The organism is Campylobacter concisus, from assembly GCF_902460665.1.
In the GTDB taxonomy this organism is placed as follows: domain Bacteria; phylum Campylobacterota; class Campylobacteria; order Campylobacterales; family Campylobacteraceae; genus Campylobacter_A; species Campylobacter_A concisus_AL.
In genome coordinates, this window is the sequence record NZ_CABPUR010000001.1 from 20,472 (window position 1) to 37,920 (window position 17,449).

The 17,449-nt window shown below is 38.1% G+C and carries 18 protein-coding genes; 7 read left to right on the forward strand and 11 right to left on the reverse strand.

Annotated elements, in window-relative coordinates:
* Positions 1-399 precede the first annotated feature (399 nt).
* From F3G66_RS00100 to mqnE, 5 genes are read right to left on the reverse strand one after another with little or no spacing between them, the layout of a single operon-like run.
* The gene (locus F3G66_RS00100) at positions 400-1,101 is read right to left on the reverse strand and encodes a pilus assembly FimT family protein (protein WP_149706735.1); all 702 of its coding nucleotides are present in this window, start codon (positions 1,099-1,101) and stop codon (positions 400-402) included.
* Entirely contained in the window at positions 1,102-2,319 is a 1,218-nt protein-coding gene (locus F3G66_RS00105; RefSeq protein ID WP_149706736.1) for a glycosyltransferase family protein, read from the reverse strand.
* Between the two features lie 9 nt (positions 2,320-2,328).
* Entirely contained in the window at positions 2,329-2,769 is a 441-nt protein-coding gene (locus F3G66_RS00110) for a phosphoribosyltransferase (protein WP_149706737.1), read from the reverse strand.
* A gap of 12 nt (positions 2,770-2,781) precedes the next feature.
* Complete coding sequence (locus F3G66_RS00115; RefSeq protein ID WP_149706738.1) at positions 2,782-4,074, reverse strand: NCS2 family permease; 1,293 nt, start codon at positions 4,072-4,074, stop codon at positions 2,782-2,784.
* A 12-nt stretch (positions 4,075-4,086) separates the two neighbouring features.
* Positions 4,087-5,151, reverse strand: coding sequence for an aminofutalosine synthase MqnE (gene mqnE / locus F3G66_RS00120; protein WP_149706739.1), 1,065 nt, complete (start codon positions 5,149-5,151; stop codon positions 4,087-4,089).
* A gap of 110 nt (positions 5,152-5,261) precedes the next feature.
* Here mqnE and F3G66_RS00125 point away from each other — a divergent pair, with 110 nt between their 5' ends.
* From F3G66_RS00125 to F3G66_RS00150, 6 genes are all read left to right on the forward strand, one after another.
* On the forward strand, positions 5,262-7,757 hold the full coding sequence (locus F3G66_RS00125; protein ID WP_149706740.1) for an HD domain-containing protein: 2,496 nt from the start codon (positions 5,262-5,264) through the stop codon (positions 7,755-7,757).
* Between the two features lie 3 nt (positions 7,758-7,760).
* Complete coding sequence (gene glmS, locus F3G66_RS00130; RefSeq protein WP_149706741.1) at positions 7,761-9,572, forward strand: glutamine--fructose-6-phosphate transaminase (isomerizing); 1,812 nt, start codon at positions 7,761-7,763, stop codon at positions 9,570-9,572.
* Positions 9,573-9,719: 147 nt separating this feature from the next.
* Positions 9,720-10,508 (forward strand): peptidoglycan-binding protein, encoded by a 789-nt coding sequence (locus F3G66_RS00135; protein WP_103579085.1) that lies wholly within the window; start codon positions 9,720-9,722, stop codon positions 10,506-10,508.
* A 1-nt stretch (position 10,509) separates the two neighbouring features.
* Complete coding sequence (locus F3G66_RS00140) at positions 10,510-10,935, forward strand: gamma-glutamyl phosphate reductase (RefSeq protein WP_149706742.1); 426 nt, start codon at positions 10,510-10,512, stop codon at positions 10,933-10,935.
* A gap of 31 nt (positions 10,936-10,966) precedes the next feature.
* Positions 10,967-11,167, forward strand: coding sequence for a DUF4172 domain-containing protein (locus F3G66_RS00145; RefSeq protein WP_149706743.1), 201 nt, complete (start codon positions 10,967-10,969; stop codon positions 11,165-11,167).
* A gap of 147 nt (positions 11,168-11,314) precedes the next feature.
* Positions 11,315-11,680 carry a Fic family protein gene (locus tag F3G66_RS00150; RefSeq protein WP_149706744.1) on the forward strand — a complete coding sequence of 122 codons (366 nt, stop codon included), beginning with the start codon at positions 11,315-11,317 and terminating at the stop codon, positions 11,678-11,680.
* A gap of 179 nt (positions 11,681-11,859) precedes the next feature.
* Here F3G66_RS00150 and F3G66_RS00155 read toward each other — a convergent pair whose 3' ends face one another.
* Together F3G66_RS00155 and F3G66_RS00160 are read right to left on the reverse strand one after the other, a co-directional pair.
* Positions 11,860-12,354, reverse strand: a complete 495-nt coding sequence (locus F3G66_RS00155) for a type 1 glutamine amidotransferase family protein (protein ID WP_149706745.1) — start codon at positions 12,352-12,354, stop codon at positions 11,860-11,862.
* A gap of 11 nt (positions 12,355-12,365) precedes the next feature.
* The gene (locus tag F3G66_RS00160; RefSeq protein ID WP_149706746.1) at positions 12,366-13,565 is read right to left on the reverse strand and encodes a 2,3,4,5-tetrahydropyridine-2,6-carboxylate N-succinyltransferase; all 1,200 of its coding nucleotides are present in this window, start codon (positions 13,563-13,565) and stop codon (positions 12,366-12,368) included.
* 163 nt (positions 13,566-13,728) lie between these two features.
* On the opposite strand from F3G66_RS00160, the gene F3G66_RS00165 reads away from it, so the two are divergent.
* Complete coding sequence (locus F3G66_RS00165) at positions 13,729-14,331, forward strand: YagU family protein (protein WP_084109298.1); 603 nt, start codon at positions 13,729-13,731, stop codon at positions 14,329-14,331.
* 85 nt (positions 14,332-14,416) lie between these two features.
* On the opposite strand, the gene F3G66_RS00170 is transcribed toward F3G66_RS00165, so the two are convergent.
* The 4 genes from F3G66_RS00170 to F3G66_RS00185 all read right to left on the reverse strand — a co-directional run bounded on the left by F3G66_RS00170 (position 14,417) and on the right by F3G66_RS00185 (position 17,448).
* Entirely contained in the window at positions 14,417-14,869 is a 453-nt protein-coding gene (locus F3G66_RS00170) for a hypothetical protein (protein WP_149706747.1), read from the reverse strand.
* 171 nt (positions 14,870-15,040) lie between these two features.
* Positions 15,041-15,730, reverse strand: a complete 690-nt coding sequence (locus F3G66_RS00175; protein ID WP_103628670.1) for a cytochrome-c oxidase — start codon at positions 15,728-15,730, stop codon at positions 15,041-15,043.
* A 104-nt stretch (positions 15,731-15,834) separates the two neighbouring features.
* Positions 15,835-17,172, reverse strand: coding sequence for a PFL family protein (locus F3G66_RS00180; RefSeq protein WP_149706748.1), 1,338 nt, complete (start codon positions 17,170-17,172; stop codon positions 15,835-15,837).
* Positions 17,173-17,181: 9 nt separating this feature from the next.
* Positions 17,182-17,448, reverse strand: coding sequence for an ACT domain-containing protein (locus F3G66_RS00185; RefSeq protein ID WP_021091480.1), 267 nt, complete (start codon positions 17,446-17,448; stop codon positions 17,182-17,184).
* Between the last annotated feature and the right edge of the window lies 1 nt (position 17,449).

Below are 17,449 nucleotides of genomic sequence, written 5' to 3' on the forward strand. Positions count from 1 at the left end.
GTTCACTCTGAGCCAGGATCAAACTCTCCATATTAATTACCTAGCAAAATTTATTTGATAGGATTTTATTATGAAGTTTTTAATCAAAAAAACTTTTAGTTTTATTTATTAGTTTGTCTAATCTATTATAAATTATAAAATAATAGACTGGCTCAATCGATCACTTGTTTAGATTTCAAAGATTGACTAATAGTTTAACAATTGTAAGTTAAAAGAACAACGATAAAAAGAAAAGGCTTTATTAACCAATGAAGTTAAAGGTGGTTTCTCGTTTCGTGAGCTGGAATTATATATGAGCAATACTTAAAGATAGTTGAAATAATTAGGGAATTTTAGAAAAAATTATTAGGCGCTTAAAAATTTTAAATTGTGTATTTTTATTAGTGGGTTTTATAGGGTTTAGTTTATATGTGCGTATCCACTTCTTTTTTCTATATTTATAGAGGCCACATTATTATTTTTATCTGTTAAAACTATCTTACAATCACCTTTTAATAGTCTTGAATAAGGCCTTTTTGCTCCTTTATTGCCAGTAACACTTACCACTCTCATAGGCCTACCTAATTCATCAAAATCAATGGTTTGCGTTTTGCCTTTTCCGCAACTACCGACAAATTTAACCGATTTTATGCCATATTTTTTTTCAATATTTAAATCTATATTAATTTTATTGCAATAAGATTGAGGAATGCCTCTCCAGCCCGCACTTAAGAATTTGTTTGATTTTTGTGTATCGATGGCAACCTCTTCTTTGGAATTTAAGTTACCGCTAAATTTATTACCACTACCTCTTTTATCATAAAAAATACTATATTTCCAAGATTTAACCCCAGGCTCATCTACTGAGCACTCTTGCAAACTGGTATCATTAATAGCTATCCCCCATCTCATTTTAAACCAAATTTTTTCATTTTCTGAATGAACAAATTTATCATCTTGCATGGCAAGGTGCTGGGCGTACCTTATATGCGCTAGCATCTGTGTAGCTGCCTCTCTAGCTCCGTTTATTTCTAGCCTTGGTATGATCATTGCTGCAAGTATGCCCACGGCAATAATTACAAAGATAAGCTCTATAACGGTAAAACCCCTATTTTTATGCATCTACCTGCCTCTTATGTCAAAATTTGCAATTACTTTTCCCATTTTTTCTATGCAAAATTTTGATTCTCCATCTAGATCGGCGCTTACTAATAAATTTTTAGACTCATCTCTTACATCTATACCATAAAATTTAAGTCTTAATGCAAGCTTTTTATTATCAGTGTATAAATCCTTAATTTCCGCTTCTTTTAATTTATCAGCAAGCTCTTTCACAACATCAAATTTATAGACAAAATGCTTTGTTGGGTTATCTAAAAATAGGTAAAAAATTTGATTAAATACGATTATCGACCAGTTTAAGGCTAAAAAAAGCATCACTAAGGTCGTACAAATTTTATAGCCTTTTCTAAATTTTGGCAATCTTACGCGATACGAATTAAAAAATACTCTTACCATAAGTGGCGTTGCGATCACACAAAACGGCAAAAACTGCTCAAGCTCTAGCCTTTGACGCACTGAGACTATCATGCAAAAGCAAAATGAGCAAATCGCAATAAACCATAAAAGATCCTTCTTTTCCTTAACCCAAATTCTATAAATCGTATAGACAAAAAAGATAAAAATAAACGGCGAAAAAACAGCGGCAAAGATACCAAAAGTATCGATAAAGTGCCCACTTGGCCTACCATTTGTATCAAAACCAAAAAAGTAAAGCGTGAGTAAAAATAAAATAGCACTTAGCCAAGCAAGCGGTGGTTTCCTTTTATAAAGTGAAAATATAAAAAATCCTGCGTAAAATATCAAAAAATCGCCATCTATAAAAAAAGAAAGACAAAAAAATGTTACAAATAAAATTTTATTTTTAACATGAAAAAAGTATGTACATAAGAGCGCCAGCATAACGCAAAGCCCAGCATTATTGACGATAAGGGCTGAAGCTAGCGTACCAGGAAGTAAGATAAAAAGCAATACCGCAATAAGTCTGTCAAACTCTAATTTAATATAAAATTTGCTTATCTTATACATTAAAACGACGCTTATGATATGAAAAGCGATCATCACGGATCTTAGAGCAATATCCGTTTGACCAAAAATTTGAACGCTTAAGTTTAAAACATGGCTAAGAAAATTTTGTTTGTTAAAAAAAATTTCAGCTTCACTATAACTTATACTAAGAGAATTTGCCGTATAAAGTAAAAATATACAATCGATCAAACATATTAAAAATACGCTAAAAGCGACGTGATGTCCAACAAATTCTCTAAATTTATCTAGCAAAAATTTTCCTTAAATATGTATATCCCAAAAAAACTCGATCCAATCGTGAGCCTCTTTTACCTTAAATTCTGGCAAAAGCAAAGCCTTCTCTTTATAAAAGACGGTCGCTATTTTTATATCTAAATTTGGATAAAGCTTAAGTAGCTCTCTTTTTATCTCGACCATGCTCTCACCACTATCGATGATGTCATCGACGAGCAAAATTTTAGTGTATTTGCTAAGATCTGGTACGTTAAAGATATTAATCGTATCAAGCTTGTTTGTATCTTCATAATGGATAGAATTTAGGGTAAATAAATTTCTATTATTAAGCGCAACAGCTAGCGAGTGGCCAAGCGTTAGACCGCCTCTTGCCACAGCTAGTATCACCTCTGGATCAAACTCATCTTTTATCTGTTTTGCCATCTTTTTAGTATCAACAGCAAATTCATCGTAGCTATAAAATATCATCTTTCATCCTTATCAATGCACTAAAAATACGATAAAACTAATGAGCGCTAGTACGACTACGCCTAAATTTATATCGCTAAATTCTCTCTTTATGAGCTTAACTATGACGTATGACATAAAACCAAATGCAAGGCCGTTTGTGATCGAGTAAGTAAGTGGTATGAGTACAACTATGAAAAATGTCGCAACTGCAATGGCTGGATCTTTGAAATTTATACTAGCAAGCTCGGCAAACATAAGCACACCAACCATTACAAGGATCGGATAGATGGCATTGCCAGGGATCGCTTTAAAAAGTGGCAACATAAATAATGTAAGTATAAATAAAAGTCCGCAAAACACAGCCGTTAGACCAGTTCTACCACCCTCTTCTACACCGCTAGCACTCTCTACAAACGATGTGGTCGTACTTACGCCTACAAGTGAGCCAGCTGCCGTAGCAATAGCGTCAGCTTCAAGAGTTTTTTCAAGTTTTACGACGCCATCTTTTTTGTTTTCATCAAAAATTCCAGCCCTCGTGCCTACACCAGCTAGTGTGCCTATCGAGTCAAAAAGATCGGTCACAAAAAATGTGATAACAACTGGCAGCAAGGCTAGGCTAAGCGCACCTTTTATGTCAAGCTCTAAAAATATCGGAGAGATAGAGGCTGGAGTTGAGAAAATTTCTGTTGGATGAGGAGCTATACCAAGCACCCAAGCTATTACTGAAGTAGTAAGCACAGCTAGGATAAACGCGCCCTTTATCTTCCACGCCCAAAAGCAAATAACTAAAAATAGTCCTAAAACACCAAGAAGCACGTTTGGATCTTTGAAATTTCCTATGCTAACCAAAACTGCGTCGCTATTTACGATAAAGCCCATTTGTTGAAACGCCACAAAGCTGATAAAGGTGCCTATGCCAGCGCTTATCGCCCTTCTTAGATCAAGCGGGATGGATCTAATTATCCACATCCTAAAATTTGTAAAAGACAAGACGACAAATATCACACCGCTTAGAAAAACAACGCCAAGAGCCGTTTGCCAAGGTACTTTCATGCCGATGCAAAGACCAAATGTAAAATAAGCATTAAGCCCCATGCCAACGCTCATCGCAACTGGCGTGTTTGCCCAAAGACCATTTAATATCGTAGAAAATATGGTAATTAGCGCTGTTGCAGTGATTAGTGCCTCATAAGGCATGCCAGTTTTGCTCATAATGATCGCATTTACCGGCACGATATACATCATCGCTAAAAATGTCGTAAGTCCCGCTCCAAATTCCTGTTTCACACTTGTTTTGTTTTGTGCTAAGTCAAAAAATTTCACCCCAAGCTCCTTTTAGTAAATTTTAAGTTCGTTATATAAGCTATCACGCTCAACCGGCGTAAAACCAGATGTTTTAATAAGATCACAAAATGTCTTTAGTGTAACGCCATTTGCGCTATTTGCACCAGCTGCACTTTGGATGCTCTCTTTTTCTATCGTGCCATCAAGATCATCAGCACCAAATTCCTGAGCGATCATCGCCAAATTTAGCGTCGAAGTAGCCCAGTAAGCTTTAATGTGTGGAACATTATCAAGCACAAGACGTGAGATCGCCAGAGTCTTTAAAATTTCAGCTGATCCTAAAAATTTAACATCTTTTAAGTAGTTGTTTTCTCTTTGATAAACTAGCGGTATAAATGCGTTAAAACCGCCAGTTTCATCTTGCAAGTCCCTGATCCTTAGCATATGATCGATCCTATTATCGCGACTTTCTATATGCCCAAAAAGCATTGTCGCGTTGCTTTGTTTGCCGTGGTCGTGCCACATTTTGTGGATTTTGAGCCAGTTTTCACTACTTACTTTGCCTTTGCAAATTTTAGCCCTGACCTCTTCATCAAAAATTTCAGCCCCGCCGCCTGGCATGCTATCGACGCCGTATTCGAGCATCTTCTCTATCACCTCATCATAGCTTAAGCCGTAGTGTCTTGACAAAAAGTCGATCTCAGCTGCCGTCATCGCCTTTACATGAAGCTCTGGATGAGCTGCCTTTATCTTTTTAAAAATCTCTAAATACCACTGCCAGCCACTTTTTGCGTTATGAGCTGATACGATGTGTATCTCCTTTACGCCGTGGCTCACGCTCTCATCAACGATCTTTAAAATCTCTTCGTGGCTCATTAAGTATGGATTTGGATTTTTTCTGTGAGCCGAAAATGCGCAAAATTTACAGATATCAGCACAGATATTTGTTGGATTGATATGGCGATTTACATTAAAAAAGACCTTGTTGCCGTGCAGTTTTCTGCGCTTTTTGTCGGCAAATTTAGCTAACGTAAAAAGATCAAGCTCATAAAGCGAAAAAGCCTCTTGCTTGCTTAATCTCTCGCCACTTTCTAGTTTTTGTAATAGATTCATTATCTTTATCGTCCTAAAGCTGAACTTAAGGCTTTATTATAGGCAAATAAAGCTTTGTTTTTGCAAAAATTATGTAACATTTGCCAAGATATTTTTAACAATGGAAACATTAAATGCTGGCCGATAAAAGTACCAAAAATAGCGATAATTATTTAAAAATCAAAGAGAAATTTCTTGATTTTAAGGCAAATTTACCAAAACATTTTCAAAAAAATCAGGGTAGAAATTTTGCAAATTTTTTAGCCAAAGAATATGATGATTTTATAAAATCTTATTTAAATGAAACTATGCGAGATTTTTTTGATGATTTTGTACCACAAAATGACAGCTTTGCTTTTAGCGCTCTAGCTACTGGAAAATACGCCCAAACCTTACTTAGCGCAAATAGTGAGCTTGAAATTTTACTAGTTTATAAAAATTTAAAAGGCTACAACATAAAGAATTTCTTAAAAGAATTTAGCGAAATTTTAAGTAGCTCTGGAATAAATTTTTATATAAAAAGTGTTGAAATAGATGAAATTTTTACAAATTACAAAGATGATCTCAAATTTAAAAGCGAAACATCGCAAGTCCGATATATCTGTGGTTCAAAAAGTCTCTACCGCCTAGTAAAAAGCGAGATCGTAAAATTAAAAGAATTTGATAAAAAAGCCTTTTTAAACTACCATTTAAAGGCATTCTTGCCATTTTCTAGCATCAGCTACTTAGCCCAAGAGCCAAATTTAAAAAGTGGCTTTGGCGGGATAGATGAAATTTATCACCTAAACTGCATACTAAACTACCTTGATAGCGACATTTCAGTTAGATCACAAGCCCTAAAAGTGATGAATGAAAAAGAGATCGCTAGCTTTAACCTAAATGTGGACTTTTTACTAAGCCTACTAACCACCTTAAATTTGACGCAAAATTCTGATACTTTTAGCGCTTCAAGCGTTGAGATCACGACAAATTTCATGCAAACAAAGTCCAAAAAGCTTCAAGATAACGAAAGCGTTATTAGCCAAAAAATGCTAAGCTCGATGAATAATGTCGCTATTTATTCGAGGTTTATCGTCGCTTCTCTTTGCAGGCCATTTTTCAAAAGTGAGCTAAATTTTGATCAGAGAAAATTTGCAAGGCTAAAAAATGGCTTTTACGAGATAAATGGCGTTATCTACGTACCACTTCATAAAAAGCCAGCTCTCATTGAAAATCTAATAACTGAGCTTTTGGAGCTAAAAGATGTGGATTATAAATTTGACATAAGTGCGATCTTTTACATCAAGCGAGCCATTATCACAAAAAGTGACTTAGAGCGCGCTATCAGCGAGTTTAAAAAGATATTTTTAAGAAAAAATTCCTACGCAATTTTAAAATCATTGCTCGATGCGCAAATGATACAAATTTTAATAAAGCCAATGGAGCACATCAGCCAGCTAGCTCAGTACGACGGCTATCACGAATTTACGGTCGATGAGCATAGCATTTTAAGTGTAAAATTTCTTGAAAATATAAAAGATAAATTTATAAAAAATCTCTATACCGAGCTTTGTTTGGAGGGCAAGACGATGCTAAAGATCGTGACTTTAATGCACGACGTTGGCAAGGGGCTTGGCAAAGACCACGCAAATATCGGTGCTAATATCTTTAGAGCCTACGCAAACAAGCTAAATTTAAGCCAAAAAGCCGTAAATATCGGCGTCATCTTGATAAAATACCACACGCTAATGAGCAATGTCTCAAACAGAGAGGACATTTATTCGCAACGCGTTATATTTGCTTTTATCTCAAAGCTTGGCGACAAGCAGGTTTTAAAACTGCTTTACATCCTTAGCTACTGCGTGATAAACGCCACAAACGAGAGGCTCTATAACGCCTATACTGCAAAGCTTTTAAGAGAACTTTATGAAATTTCTCTTAGTGCATTTAACGATGAAAATTTACTAGATGAAGCGACAAGACGCGTAAAAAAAGAGCAGTCTATAAAACGAAATAGTGAGTTTTTAGCGCTTGAGTCAAGCTTGCAAGAGAAAATTTTTAAAATCACATCAAATCTTGTCTTTATAAAATATAGTGCGAGCGAGATCATAAATTTAAGCAAGGTTGCAGATAGCTTAGATACGACAGAAATTTTTATAAATAACTCTAAAAATTTAAGCATTCAGATTTATACAAAAAAGAGCCTAAATTTAAGCGCCCTGCTCTATGAATTTGCCAAATTTGACCTAGCATACATGGAAATTTTTGAGCTATTTGAGAAAAAATTTTATATCAGGCTTGATTTTAACCAAAATGTTAAAAAAGAGGAGCTTGAAAATACTAAAAATTTAGCTCTAAAATCCCTAAATAGCGAAGTTTTAAAAGAGCCTTTGAAACCAAACATTAACAAAGATGAGATAAACTTCGAGCTAAATCACTCAAAAGATTACGCCAAACTTAGCATCAACGCAAAAGATCAGCGTGGGCTAATGGCTTATGTGATGAGTATTTTTGACAGGCTTCATTTTCAAGTCACGAGTGCTAGAATTCAAACGGTCAAAAATAGAACAAGAAATCTCTTTTTGATCGAGAAAAACGAACGACTTGAGAGTAAAGGCGAAGAGATATTAAATTTATTAATAAGCGAGTAAAACATGTGTGGAATCGTAGGATACATCGGAGATAAAGAGAAAAAAGAGGTCATTTTAAGCGGTCTAAAAGAGCTTGAGTATCGCGGATACGACAGCGCTGGTATGGCTGTGATGAGTGATGGCAAGATTGATTTTTTTAAGGCGGTTGGCAAGCTTGAAAATTTAGCCCTAAAGACAAAGGACTTTACATCAACTGGCTTTGGTGTGGCAATAGGTCACACACGCTGGGCGACGCACGGCAAACCAACTGAGATAAACGCTCATCCGCACCTTGGCGAGCACTCATTTGTCGTTCACAATGGCATCATCGAAAACTATAAAGAGCTTAAAGATGAGCTTGAAGCAAAGGGCGTGAAATTTGTCAGCCAAACCGACACCGAAGTGATCGTGCATCTTTTTGAAGAAATTTTAAAAGAGAAAAAAGACCCATTTAAAGCTTATGAGGCGACTATCGCAAAGCTAAGAGGTGCATACGCGACGCTACTTATCACCAAAACTGCACCTGATAAGATATTTTTCGCAAAAGATGCCGCTCCTATGGCGATAGGCAAAAGCGACAAAAAAGAGCTATATTTTGCCTCATCAGATGCCCCACTTATCGGTAACGCAACTGAAGTTGCATATCTTGATGACAATAATTACGGCTATGTTAGTTTAGACGAGATTGCCGTTTTTAAACACGGCAAAAAGGCAAGCATAACGTTTAATGCTTTACCAAAAGATAAGAGCTATGCCCAAAAAGAGGGCTATACATTTTTTATGGAGAAAGAAATTTACGAGCAAGGTGCGGTCGTATCTGAAACCATCATGGGCAGAGTCAAAAACCACAAAGTCACCCTTGAAAATTTAGACGATGAATACCTAAAAGGTATCGATGATGTCGTGCTTTGTGCGTGCGGTACGAGCTACCATGCAGCGCTAACCGCAAGCTATCTTTTTGAAAGACTTGCCAAAGTTAGAACAAAGGTCGAAGTGGCAAGTGAATTTAGATACAGAAAGCCTTATCTAAACAAAAACTCGCTCTTCATCGTCATCTCACAAAGTGGCGAGACAGCCGACACTCTTGAAGCACTTAGGATAGCTAAAGAGGCTGGGCTTAGAACGCTTGCGATTTGCAACGTCGATAACTCATCTATCGTTAGGCTAGCTGACAATACACTTCTAACTCGTGCTGGCATCGAAAAAGGTGTGGCAAGCACAAAAGCTTTTGCAACGCAGATCATCGTGCTTTGGATGCTTGTGCTTCAAATGGCGGCAGCTAAAAATTCTATCAGCAAAAAAGAGCTTGATCACGAGATCAAAACGCTTCTTCACATTCCACAAATTTTAAATATCAATAACTCTCTTCAAGAGAAGCTTCACCGCCTAAGCAAGCACTATTTGCACGGTCATGGCTTCTTCTTCATCGGCAGAGACATCTTCTATCCGCTGGCACTTGAAGGTGCGCTAAAGCTTAAAGAAATTTCATATCTTCACGCCGAAGGCTATCCATCAGGTGAGATGAAACACGGCCCTATCGCACTTGCAGATGAGAAGCTATTTACCATAGCGCTTATGCCTCAAAATTTACTCTATGAAAAGACAAAGAGCAATGTAGAAGAGCTTGCCGCAAGAGATGCTTACATCCTAGCTATAAGTCCACTTGAGTTTGAGCTAAGCGATGACTACGTAAAAACAAGCGCGCAAGATCACTATATGAGCGAATTTTTTGAGATGATGCTTGTACTTCAGCTACTTGCACTTGAAATTTCTGTTAGACTTGGCAACAACGTCGATATGCCAAGAAATCTCGCAAAAAGCGTGACTGTCGAATAACTCGTGTGGCTGGCATCTTGCTGGCTACTTAAATTTTTGTGAAAAATAATTTTGCATTTATGTTATTAAACATAAATTTTATATTAATATTTTTATAATATTTGCTTATATATAATGCTAAGACCAACTTAAATATTAAGGATAAAAATGAAGTTAAGTTCATCTTTACTAAGCGTAGGTCTTGGAGTTTTACTTTTAAGCGGTTGCGCAACTGGCAACAACAATGGCGTAACTGGCAGTGCTGCTGGTAGCAACAACAAAAACGCTAACACAAAAATAGAAAAGTGTAGTAGCACTCTTGGAACACTTGCGTTTTACGAAGATCAGAATTCTGACTGGTATTCATATTTAACACGCAACTACAAGCTCACATCAACTATTCCTGTTTTACGCCTTCTTGCACAACAAACTGGTTGTTTTGTTATAGTTGAACGTGGCGCTATGATGGATAATATGATGCAAGAGCGTGCACTTGATAGATCAGGCGAACTACGTAGTGGTTCTGGTTTTGGCAAAGGTAAAATGGTAGCAGCTGATTATACTATTCGCCCTGAAATTTTCTTTAGTAACGAAGATACGGGCGGTGCAGGTGCTCTTGTTGGAGCACTTTTTGGTAGTGTAGCAGGTGCTATAGCTGGTGGTTTTTCAACAAAAGAGACACAAACCACATTGGTTCTTATAGAAAATCGTTCAGGTGTTCAATTAGCGGCAGCTATTGGCTCAGCTTCTAGCACTGACTTCTTTGGCATGGGTGGCGGTGCTGGCGCTTCTCTTGGTGCTGGACTTGGCGCGTATTCAAGAACACCTGAAGGAAAAACACTTGTAAATGCTTTTCTTGATTCGATGAATCAATTAGTTATTGCCCTAAAAGACTACAAAGCACAAACAGTAAAAGGTGGTCTTGGTAAAGGTGGAAGCCTAAAAGTAGGAGATTAGTATGAAATTTATAGCCATTTTATTTTGTTCATTAACTTTTTTGTTTTCTATGAGTTACGAAAAAAAAGTTGAAGCTAGGCTTTGTGGTCTTATAAATCAAAGAGAAATGGCTAAAATTTATGGCGATATAAGAAGTATTGATAGCTTTGATAAAAAAATAGAAAGCTATAAATTTCGTAATGGAATAGAAAAATTCGATGAGGATAGTTGCCGTGCAAATGGCTACTATCCTGTTGATCCAAACTATGCACCATATCCTCCTAACTACCGTCCATACTATCAAAATGGGTACGAAAGATTTGATAGATTTCAACGTGGTTACCGCGGAGACTACTATAATGATGACGACTACGATGATGGTTTTGAGCGTGGATATAGACGTGGCTACAATGACGCTAGAAGAGATTATAGAAGACCTTATAGATAGGCACAAAAGCCGTAATTTTTAAAGAAATTTGATGCAAAACCTATGGATATGGCAACATCCTAACTACCCAAATTTTTCTTTCGACAAAAGAATAATAAACACCCTTGCAAATAAACTAGAGCAAGATCTCGAAATTTTAAAAGATATAACAAGCAAGATCATTAGAAATGATCTTTTAAAAGCGCAAATTAATGCGCTTGAAGATGAAATAATAAGCTCATCTCTCATATAAGGCAAGAGGCTTAATAGATCAAACATTCGTTCATCGGTAAAAAAGAGACTAGATAAAAATTTTGACTGGCTAGCTGACACTCATGCGACTAGACATAGCAACAACCTAGTCTCGCTAATACTTGAAGCAAATTTAAACAAAGCCCCTATGAACTTCGAGTGGCTACATGGCTGGTACAATGCCTTGTTTGAATATATCCAAAGCAAAACTTATAAGATAAAAAGAGCTAAATTTAGAGATGATGAGATGAGCGTCGTCTCAGGTCCTTCAAAAAATGTGCAAATTCACTACGAAGCCTTGCCAGTAGAGCGCATAGAGGATGAGATGAGAAAAATTTTAAATTTTATCAATAAAAGCCCTGAAAACGCCTATGTAAAAAGCGCCTTAGCGCACCTTTGGTTTGTGATCATCCATCCTTATGATGACGGTAATGGACGCATAACAAGGGCTTTGGCACACTACTTTTTAAGAGAAGATGGTGTTAAGCCATTTTCTATCTCTAGCATTATTTAAGCAAATAGAAAAAATTATTATGAAATTTTAGAGCAGATAACAAAGCTTGGAAATAATTTAAATTTTGATTTCACAGAGTGGATAATGTAGCACACCTACAAGCGGTAAATAGCGCTATAAACAAGCTATAATCTTACTAAAAATATAAAATTTCTATCGTAATTTAAGAGTCAAAGCCATTAAAATTTATCTTTACCCAGCATCGTTGCCAGCTGTTCTTTTATTCTATCATCGAATTCACTAACACTTATGACACCCCTACTTTCGCACATCTTGGCATCATTAACATCGCAGTAGTCACTAAGTGCATTTTTGTATCCGCCCCTTATGCAAGCCTCTCTATCTTCTAAAAATCCAGCACCACCAAGGATAAGTACGCCAAGATCAAAACCTATCTTAAATTTCGCACTCGCTGAGCTTTTAACCCAGCTTAAAAATATCTCATCGTATCTTAATCCAAGTGCTCCAACGCCATCTGGCACGACTAAGATATCCACACCATAAAGGCTTTCAGCATAAATTTCTGGATGAAGCCTGACGCCAAATTCATCGACAATCTCAGGCTTTAGTGCGTAAGTCTTGATATTAAAATCCTCAAATTTATGTAAAAAATCATAAATTTTGGCAAAGCTTAGTAGGTTTAGCTTGTCAAACATCAAAATGCCAACTTTCATGCTAGCTCCTTTTAATGAAGTGCCTCATTTAGCTTGATCGCCCCTTTGCTCGCACTTGCAGTGATCTGGCCTGTTTGGCTATTTTGTCTAAAATGAAGTCCGTTTAGCCCGCCAAGCTCAAGTGCTTTGTAAATTTCAGCTTCAAATTTAAAGCTAGGATTTAGCATAGCTAGCTTTTCGCGCTCGCTAGCTGATATATAGACCTTTGTGCCTTCAAGCACTGCTATGCCAGCATCCACGATGCAGTTATCGCCAAGAGGCACGCCTGTGACTGAGTTTGCGCCAAGCAAGCAGTGTTTGCCGATGCTTACAGGGTTGCCGTTTGTGCCACTTAGCACGCCAAGTATGCTTGCCCCTCCGCCTACGTCACTGCCCTCGCCAACTACGACAGAGCTACTGACTCTGCCTTCAACCATAACGCCACCAGTTGTACCTGCGTTAAAGTTGATATAGGCAGCACCTGGCATGACGACTGTGCCAGGATGCACGGCAGCACCCATGCGAACCTTGGCTGAGTCTAAAATTCTCGTATTATCAGCTGGGATGATGTGGCTTAAAAATCTTGGGAATTTATCGACACTAACGATCGCTGGATATTCGCCAAACATCTTTAGAGAAATTTCATTTTCTCTTAGCCATTCAAGCTCAATCGGCGTATTTTGGCTAGTCCATGCAACATTTGGTAACACGCCAAAAGCTCCATCAAGCACGATCGTCCTAGGTGCAACCTTGCCAAGCGAGATCAAGTAAAGTTTGAGATATACGGCCTCTACGCTAAGTGGTTTTGCATCATCAAACAAAAACACAAGCTTAAATTTATTCTCATTTAGTTCAAGATCATCATCAAATGCCATTTTTACGGCATGCAAATTTTGTACATTTTTATGAGAGCTTATCTCTTTTTCAAAGACACTAAAGAGCTTGCTAGCCTTTTTTACCACTTTTGGAGTAAGATCGGCTACAAATTCAGAACCATTAAAATCAACCTTAACATCACATTTTTGCAAAGCATAGATATAAGCAGCTGCGCTTAAAAAACTCTCTTTGTAATTTACAACAGCGAATGTCGCTTGCAAAATTTTGTCTGTATTTTTTTGTCCGCGATCGATCCTAGCGATACCAAAAGCAAGCGGATCTTTATAGCCATCTTTTTTTCTAAATTCTTCAAAAAATTCCTTAAATTCATTTGCATCTTTAAACTCTTTAGACATCTATTCTCCTTTAAATTTTTTCTTAGTCTAGCCAAAAATGGCTAAAAATTTTATGATTTTAAGTCCATTAAAATTTTTAAATATTTTTATATTTTTAATAATGATTAATCTTATCATAAAGTAAATTGCAATAAGATTTTGCAAATTTAAAGAAGGGGTTTAAATGTCAAATTTAGTAACAAAACCTAGATTTGCTCTGGCTGCGTTAATCGGCCTTATCGCTGGTGTTGTCTCAGCCTTTGTCAAATGGGGAGCGGAATTCCCACTTCCTCCAAGAAGTCCGATGGATATGTTTAACGCTGCTTGCGGACCAGAGAGTGCCATTAGAGCAGCCGATGCGATCGATTGCTCTAGAAATTTCTTAAATCCGCCTTATGTATTTTTAAGGGATTATTTGGGAGTAGCCGATCCAAATGCCGCCATTTACGAGTTTGCAGGGCATGCGTTTAACTACGTAATGATGACGCATATATTATTTTCGATCGTTTTTGCGGTTGCTTATTGCGTTTTGGCTGAGAAATTTCCAAAGATTACAATATGGCAAGGCTTACTAGTTGGTGTTATCGTAAATATCGCTGTTCACGTGATCACATTGCCTATTTTGGGGCTTACTCCACCACTTTGGACACTCCCTTGGTACGAGCATGTATCTGAATTTGTCGGCCACATGATATGGTTCTGGTCAATAGAGATCATCCGTCACGACCTAAGAGCTAGGATCACAAAAGAAAAAGATCCAAGTGATTATTGCTGCTGCAACGCATAAGTGTAAATTTTTGCTGTTTTGGGACAAAAACCTAAAATAGCAACCAAATTTATCTCACCGTTTAAAAGCAAAAATTTATCCGTGATTAGCACTCTTGGCTAAGCTCTAAATTTTCTAAACGAAGTGGCTTTTCACCTTCAAAAATCACCCCAATACCAAAAGGCTCGCAAATATCAAGCGCACCCTCAGCAAATCTCATCAGCCACTGGCTATCTTGCGCATAAAAGGTACACTGTGGGGACTCAAACGGCAGATCGCAAACTGGCACATCAAGCGCTCTAAGCTCATCCTTGCTCAAAAAGTACCCTCGCCTAAGCTCATCTTTTAAAAAGATAAGTGCCTCTTTTACATACCGGTCAATATCGCCGGCGATTCGCTCTGCTAGCAAAATCGTCTCATCGTCCACATCTGCCCCATTTGCCGAGATAAGGCAAAAGAGCACTTGGCCAAAAATTTCGCTTTTTAGCCACGTCTGGGCATACCAGATAAAACCCTCATCTGTTGCAACTTTTTCAAGTTCGCCAAATTTTAAAGTCATTTTTTATTCTCATTTTTGTGGTTTTGCTACTCTTACGAAAAAGAGCGAAATTTAAGCAGATTTGTAGTGAGCTAAAATTTATCATCTAAAATAGAGATAGCTTGTAAATTTGCCCTTTTAGCATAAAGCAAAAGCTAAATTTACAAGCAAATTTTCAGTTTTTCTCGCTATTTAGAAGCAAAATTTCTCATCAGTGCCATTTTGCTTGCGCATAGCTTTAAAGTTAGCAAGATTATCTTTATCTAAAAAGTAATCTTTCTCTTTTTTATTGCGAGCTTCTAGCTTTTCTATGCCTTTTGCAAGGGCTGCTTTTCTATCTTCGTGAGGTGAGCTAAATTCTGGCGAGAACATCGCTTCATAGGCATTTTTCTTAGTCCATTCAAGCGCTTTATCAGCGATCTCTTGTTGCTTTTTGATATCGCAAAATGCATAAGGATTGACCACGTCGCCAACAAGCTTCATAAACGCCCCTATCGCGGCCACCACGTCAGTAAATTTCTCGCCCTCCATGTCTATAACGCCTCTTAGCAAGATCGCGCGATTTTTTGCCGCATAAAACCAAAATACCGCATCATCGCGAAGTCCAAGATCGTATGCGCGAGCTGAAAGAACAAAAAGAGTTATCGGAGAGACCATTTGTGGGGCGTCTTGCACGATCTTTTCAGCCTTTTTAAAGTCCTCTTCTTTGCCACTTTTTAAAAGCTCATCTATCTTGTCATAGACCTTGACGTACTCCACCTTGCCAGCATTTGCTGAGTAGTATGGCGTGACGTAGATGTCGATACTTCTTACTTTGCCATCATTTGCAAAGCCACATACCGCTCCAAAAAGTAGCACCGTAAGCAGTGATAAAATTTTCATTTTAGCTCCTTGGCTTAAAAATTTTTATTATTTTAACTAAAAGCGGTTGAAAAGATTAGATAAATTTAAGAAAAAGTCCGCAAGTTTAAAGCGGACTTTGAAGATTAGTTTTTAAAACTATGAATAGGTGCTGGAATTTGTCCGCCACGAGCGATGAAATCAGCACTAGAGGCTTTGTTTATCTTCATCACAGGCGCTCTTCCTAAAAGGCCGCCAAACTCGATCATATCGCCCTCATGGCCTAGAGGTATGATACGAACGGCAGTTGTTTTTTGATTTATCACGCCGATAGCCGCCTCATCAGCGATCATCGCAGCTATGCTCTCGCTTGGTGTGTCAGCAGGTATGGCGATCATATCAAGTCCCACCGAGCATATCGCGGTCATCGCTTCAAGCTTTTCTAAATTTAGCGATCCCGCGCGCACCGCAGCTATCATGCCCTCATCTTCTGAGACCGGGATAAATGCACCGCTTAAGCCGCCAACTTGATTGCACGCCATGACGCCACCTTTTTTTACTGCGTCATTTAAGAGAGCAAGTGCCGCAGTCGTTCCGTGTGTACCAACAGCCTCAAGCCCCATCTCTTCAAGCACACGAGCTACCGAGTCGCCCACAGCAGGCGTCGGAGCAAGAGAGAGATCGACGATACCAAATTTAACCCCAAGGCGCTCACTCGCCATCTGGCCAACTAGCTGGCCGATACGCGTGATCTTAAATGCCGTCTTTTTCACAGTCTCAGCTACCACGTCAAAGCTCTCGCCACGCACCTTTTCAAGTGCCCTTTTTACCACGCCTGGACCAGAAACGCCAACATTTATCACCACATCAGCCTCGCCCACGCCGTGAAATGCCCCAGCCATGAAAGGATTATCCTCGACTGCGTTTGCAAAAACGACAAGCTTCGCGCACCCCATCTCAGAAGCTGCTGCTGTCTCTTTTATGATGCGTCCCATATCACGCACCGCGCTCATATTTATGCCGGTTTTCGTTGAGCCGACATTGACACTTGCACATACTTTTGAAGTCTGAGAAAGTGCTTGTGGGATAGAATTTATCAAAATTTCATCGCCCTTTTGATATCCCTTTTGAACTAAAGCTGAAAAACCACCTATAAAATCAATGCCAATCTCAATTGCAGCCCTATCAAGCGTCTTTGCGATCATTACGTAGTCTTTTGCATCCGTTGCCGCTCCGATTATCGAGATAGGCGTCACGCTCACTCTTTTATTGACGATTGGTATGCCTAGCTCAGCAGAAATTTCGTTGCCCACTTTGACTAGGTCTTTGGCTTTAGTGGTGATTTTTGCGTAAATTTTGTCACAAGCTTTGTTGATATCAGGATCAATGCAATCAAGTAAAGAGATACCCATCGTGATCGTTCTGATGTCAAAATTTTGCTCTTCGATCATCGAGATCGTTTCGGTTACGTTTTTGATGTCCATTGTTTTTCCTTAGATTGTATGCATCGCATCAAAGATAGCAGAACTTTGGATATTTATCTTTACTTTTAGGCTCTCTCCAAGCTCGTTAAGCTCTGCTCTTAAGGCCGTAAAGTCTTTATTTTCATCACTTGAAACCACTGCCATCATCGTAAAAAACTCATCTAAAATAGTCTGTGAGATATCATCTATATTTAGTCCAAGCTCGCTAAGCTTTGCTGAGACGCCAGCAACGATGCCAACTCTATCTTTTCCGACTACGGTTACGATCGCTTTCATC

What these genes read in the sequence shown, in the direction of transcription:
- F3G66_RS00140 (WP_149706742.1), top strand. Translation starts at nt 10,510, where the DNA reads ATGAAATTTATAGCCATTTTATTTTGTTCATTAACTTTTTTGTTTTCT.
- F3G66_RS00165 (WP_084109298.1), top strand. Translation starts at nt 13,729, where the DNA reads ATGTCAAATTTAGTAACAAAACCTAGATTTGCTCTGGCTGCGTTAATC.
- F3G66_RS00185 (WP_021091480.1), bottom strand. Translation starts at nt 17,448, where the DNA reads ATGAAAGCGATCGTAACCGTAGTCGGAAAAGATAGAGTTGGCATCGTT.
- F3G66_RS00170 (WP_149706747.1), bottom strand. Translation starts at nt 14,869, where the DNA reads ATGACTTTAAAATTTGGCGAACTTGAAAAAGTTGCAACAGATGAGGGT.
- F3G66_RS00145 (WP_149706743.1), top strand. Translation starts at nt 10,967, where the DNA reads ATGCAAAACCTATGGATATGGCAACATCCTAACTACCCAAATTTTTCT.
- F3G66_RS00155 (WP_149706745.1), bottom strand. Translation starts at nt 12,354, where the DNA reads ATGAAAGTTGGCATTTTGATGTTTGACAAGCTAAACCTACTAAGCTTT.
- F3G66_RS00135 (WP_103579085.1), top strand. Translation starts at nt 9,720, where the DNA reads ATGAAGTTAAGTTCATCTTTACTAAGCGTAGGTCTTGGAGTTTTACTT.
- F3G66_RS00125 (WP_149706740.1), top strand. Translation starts at nt 5,262, where the DNA reads ATGCTGGCCGATAAAAGTACCAAAAATAGCGATAATTATTTAAAAATC.
- F3G66_RS00150 (WP_149706744.1), top strand. Translation starts at nt 11,315, where the DNA reads ATGAACTTCGAGTGGCTACATGGCTGGTACAATGCCTTGTTTGAATAT.
- F3G66_RS00180 (WP_149706748.1), bottom strand. Translation starts at nt 17,172, where the DNA reads ATGGACATCAAAAACGTAACCGAAACGATCTCGATGATCGAAGAGCAA.
- glmS (WP_149706741.1), top strand. Translation starts at nt 7,761, where the DNA reads ATGTGTGGAATCGTAGGATACATCGGAGATAAAGAGAAAAAAGAGGTC.
- F3G66_RS00175 (WP_103628670.1), bottom strand. Translation starts at nt 15,730, where the DNA reads ATGAAAATTTTATCACTGCTTACGGTGCTACTTTTTGGAGCGGTATGT.
- F3G66_RS00100 (WP_149706735.1), bottom strand. Translation starts at nt 1,101, where the DNA reads ATGCATAAAAATAGGGGTTTTACCGTTATAGAGCTTATCTTTGTAATT.
- F3G66_RS00110 (WP_149706737.1), bottom strand. Translation starts at nt 2,769, where the DNA reads ATGATATTTTATAGCTACGATGAATTTGCTGTTGATACTAAAAAGATG.
- F3G66_RS00160 (WP_149706746.1), bottom strand. Translation starts at nt 13,565, where the DNA reads ATGTCTAAAGAGTTTAAAGATGCAAATGAATTTAAGGAATTTTTTGAA.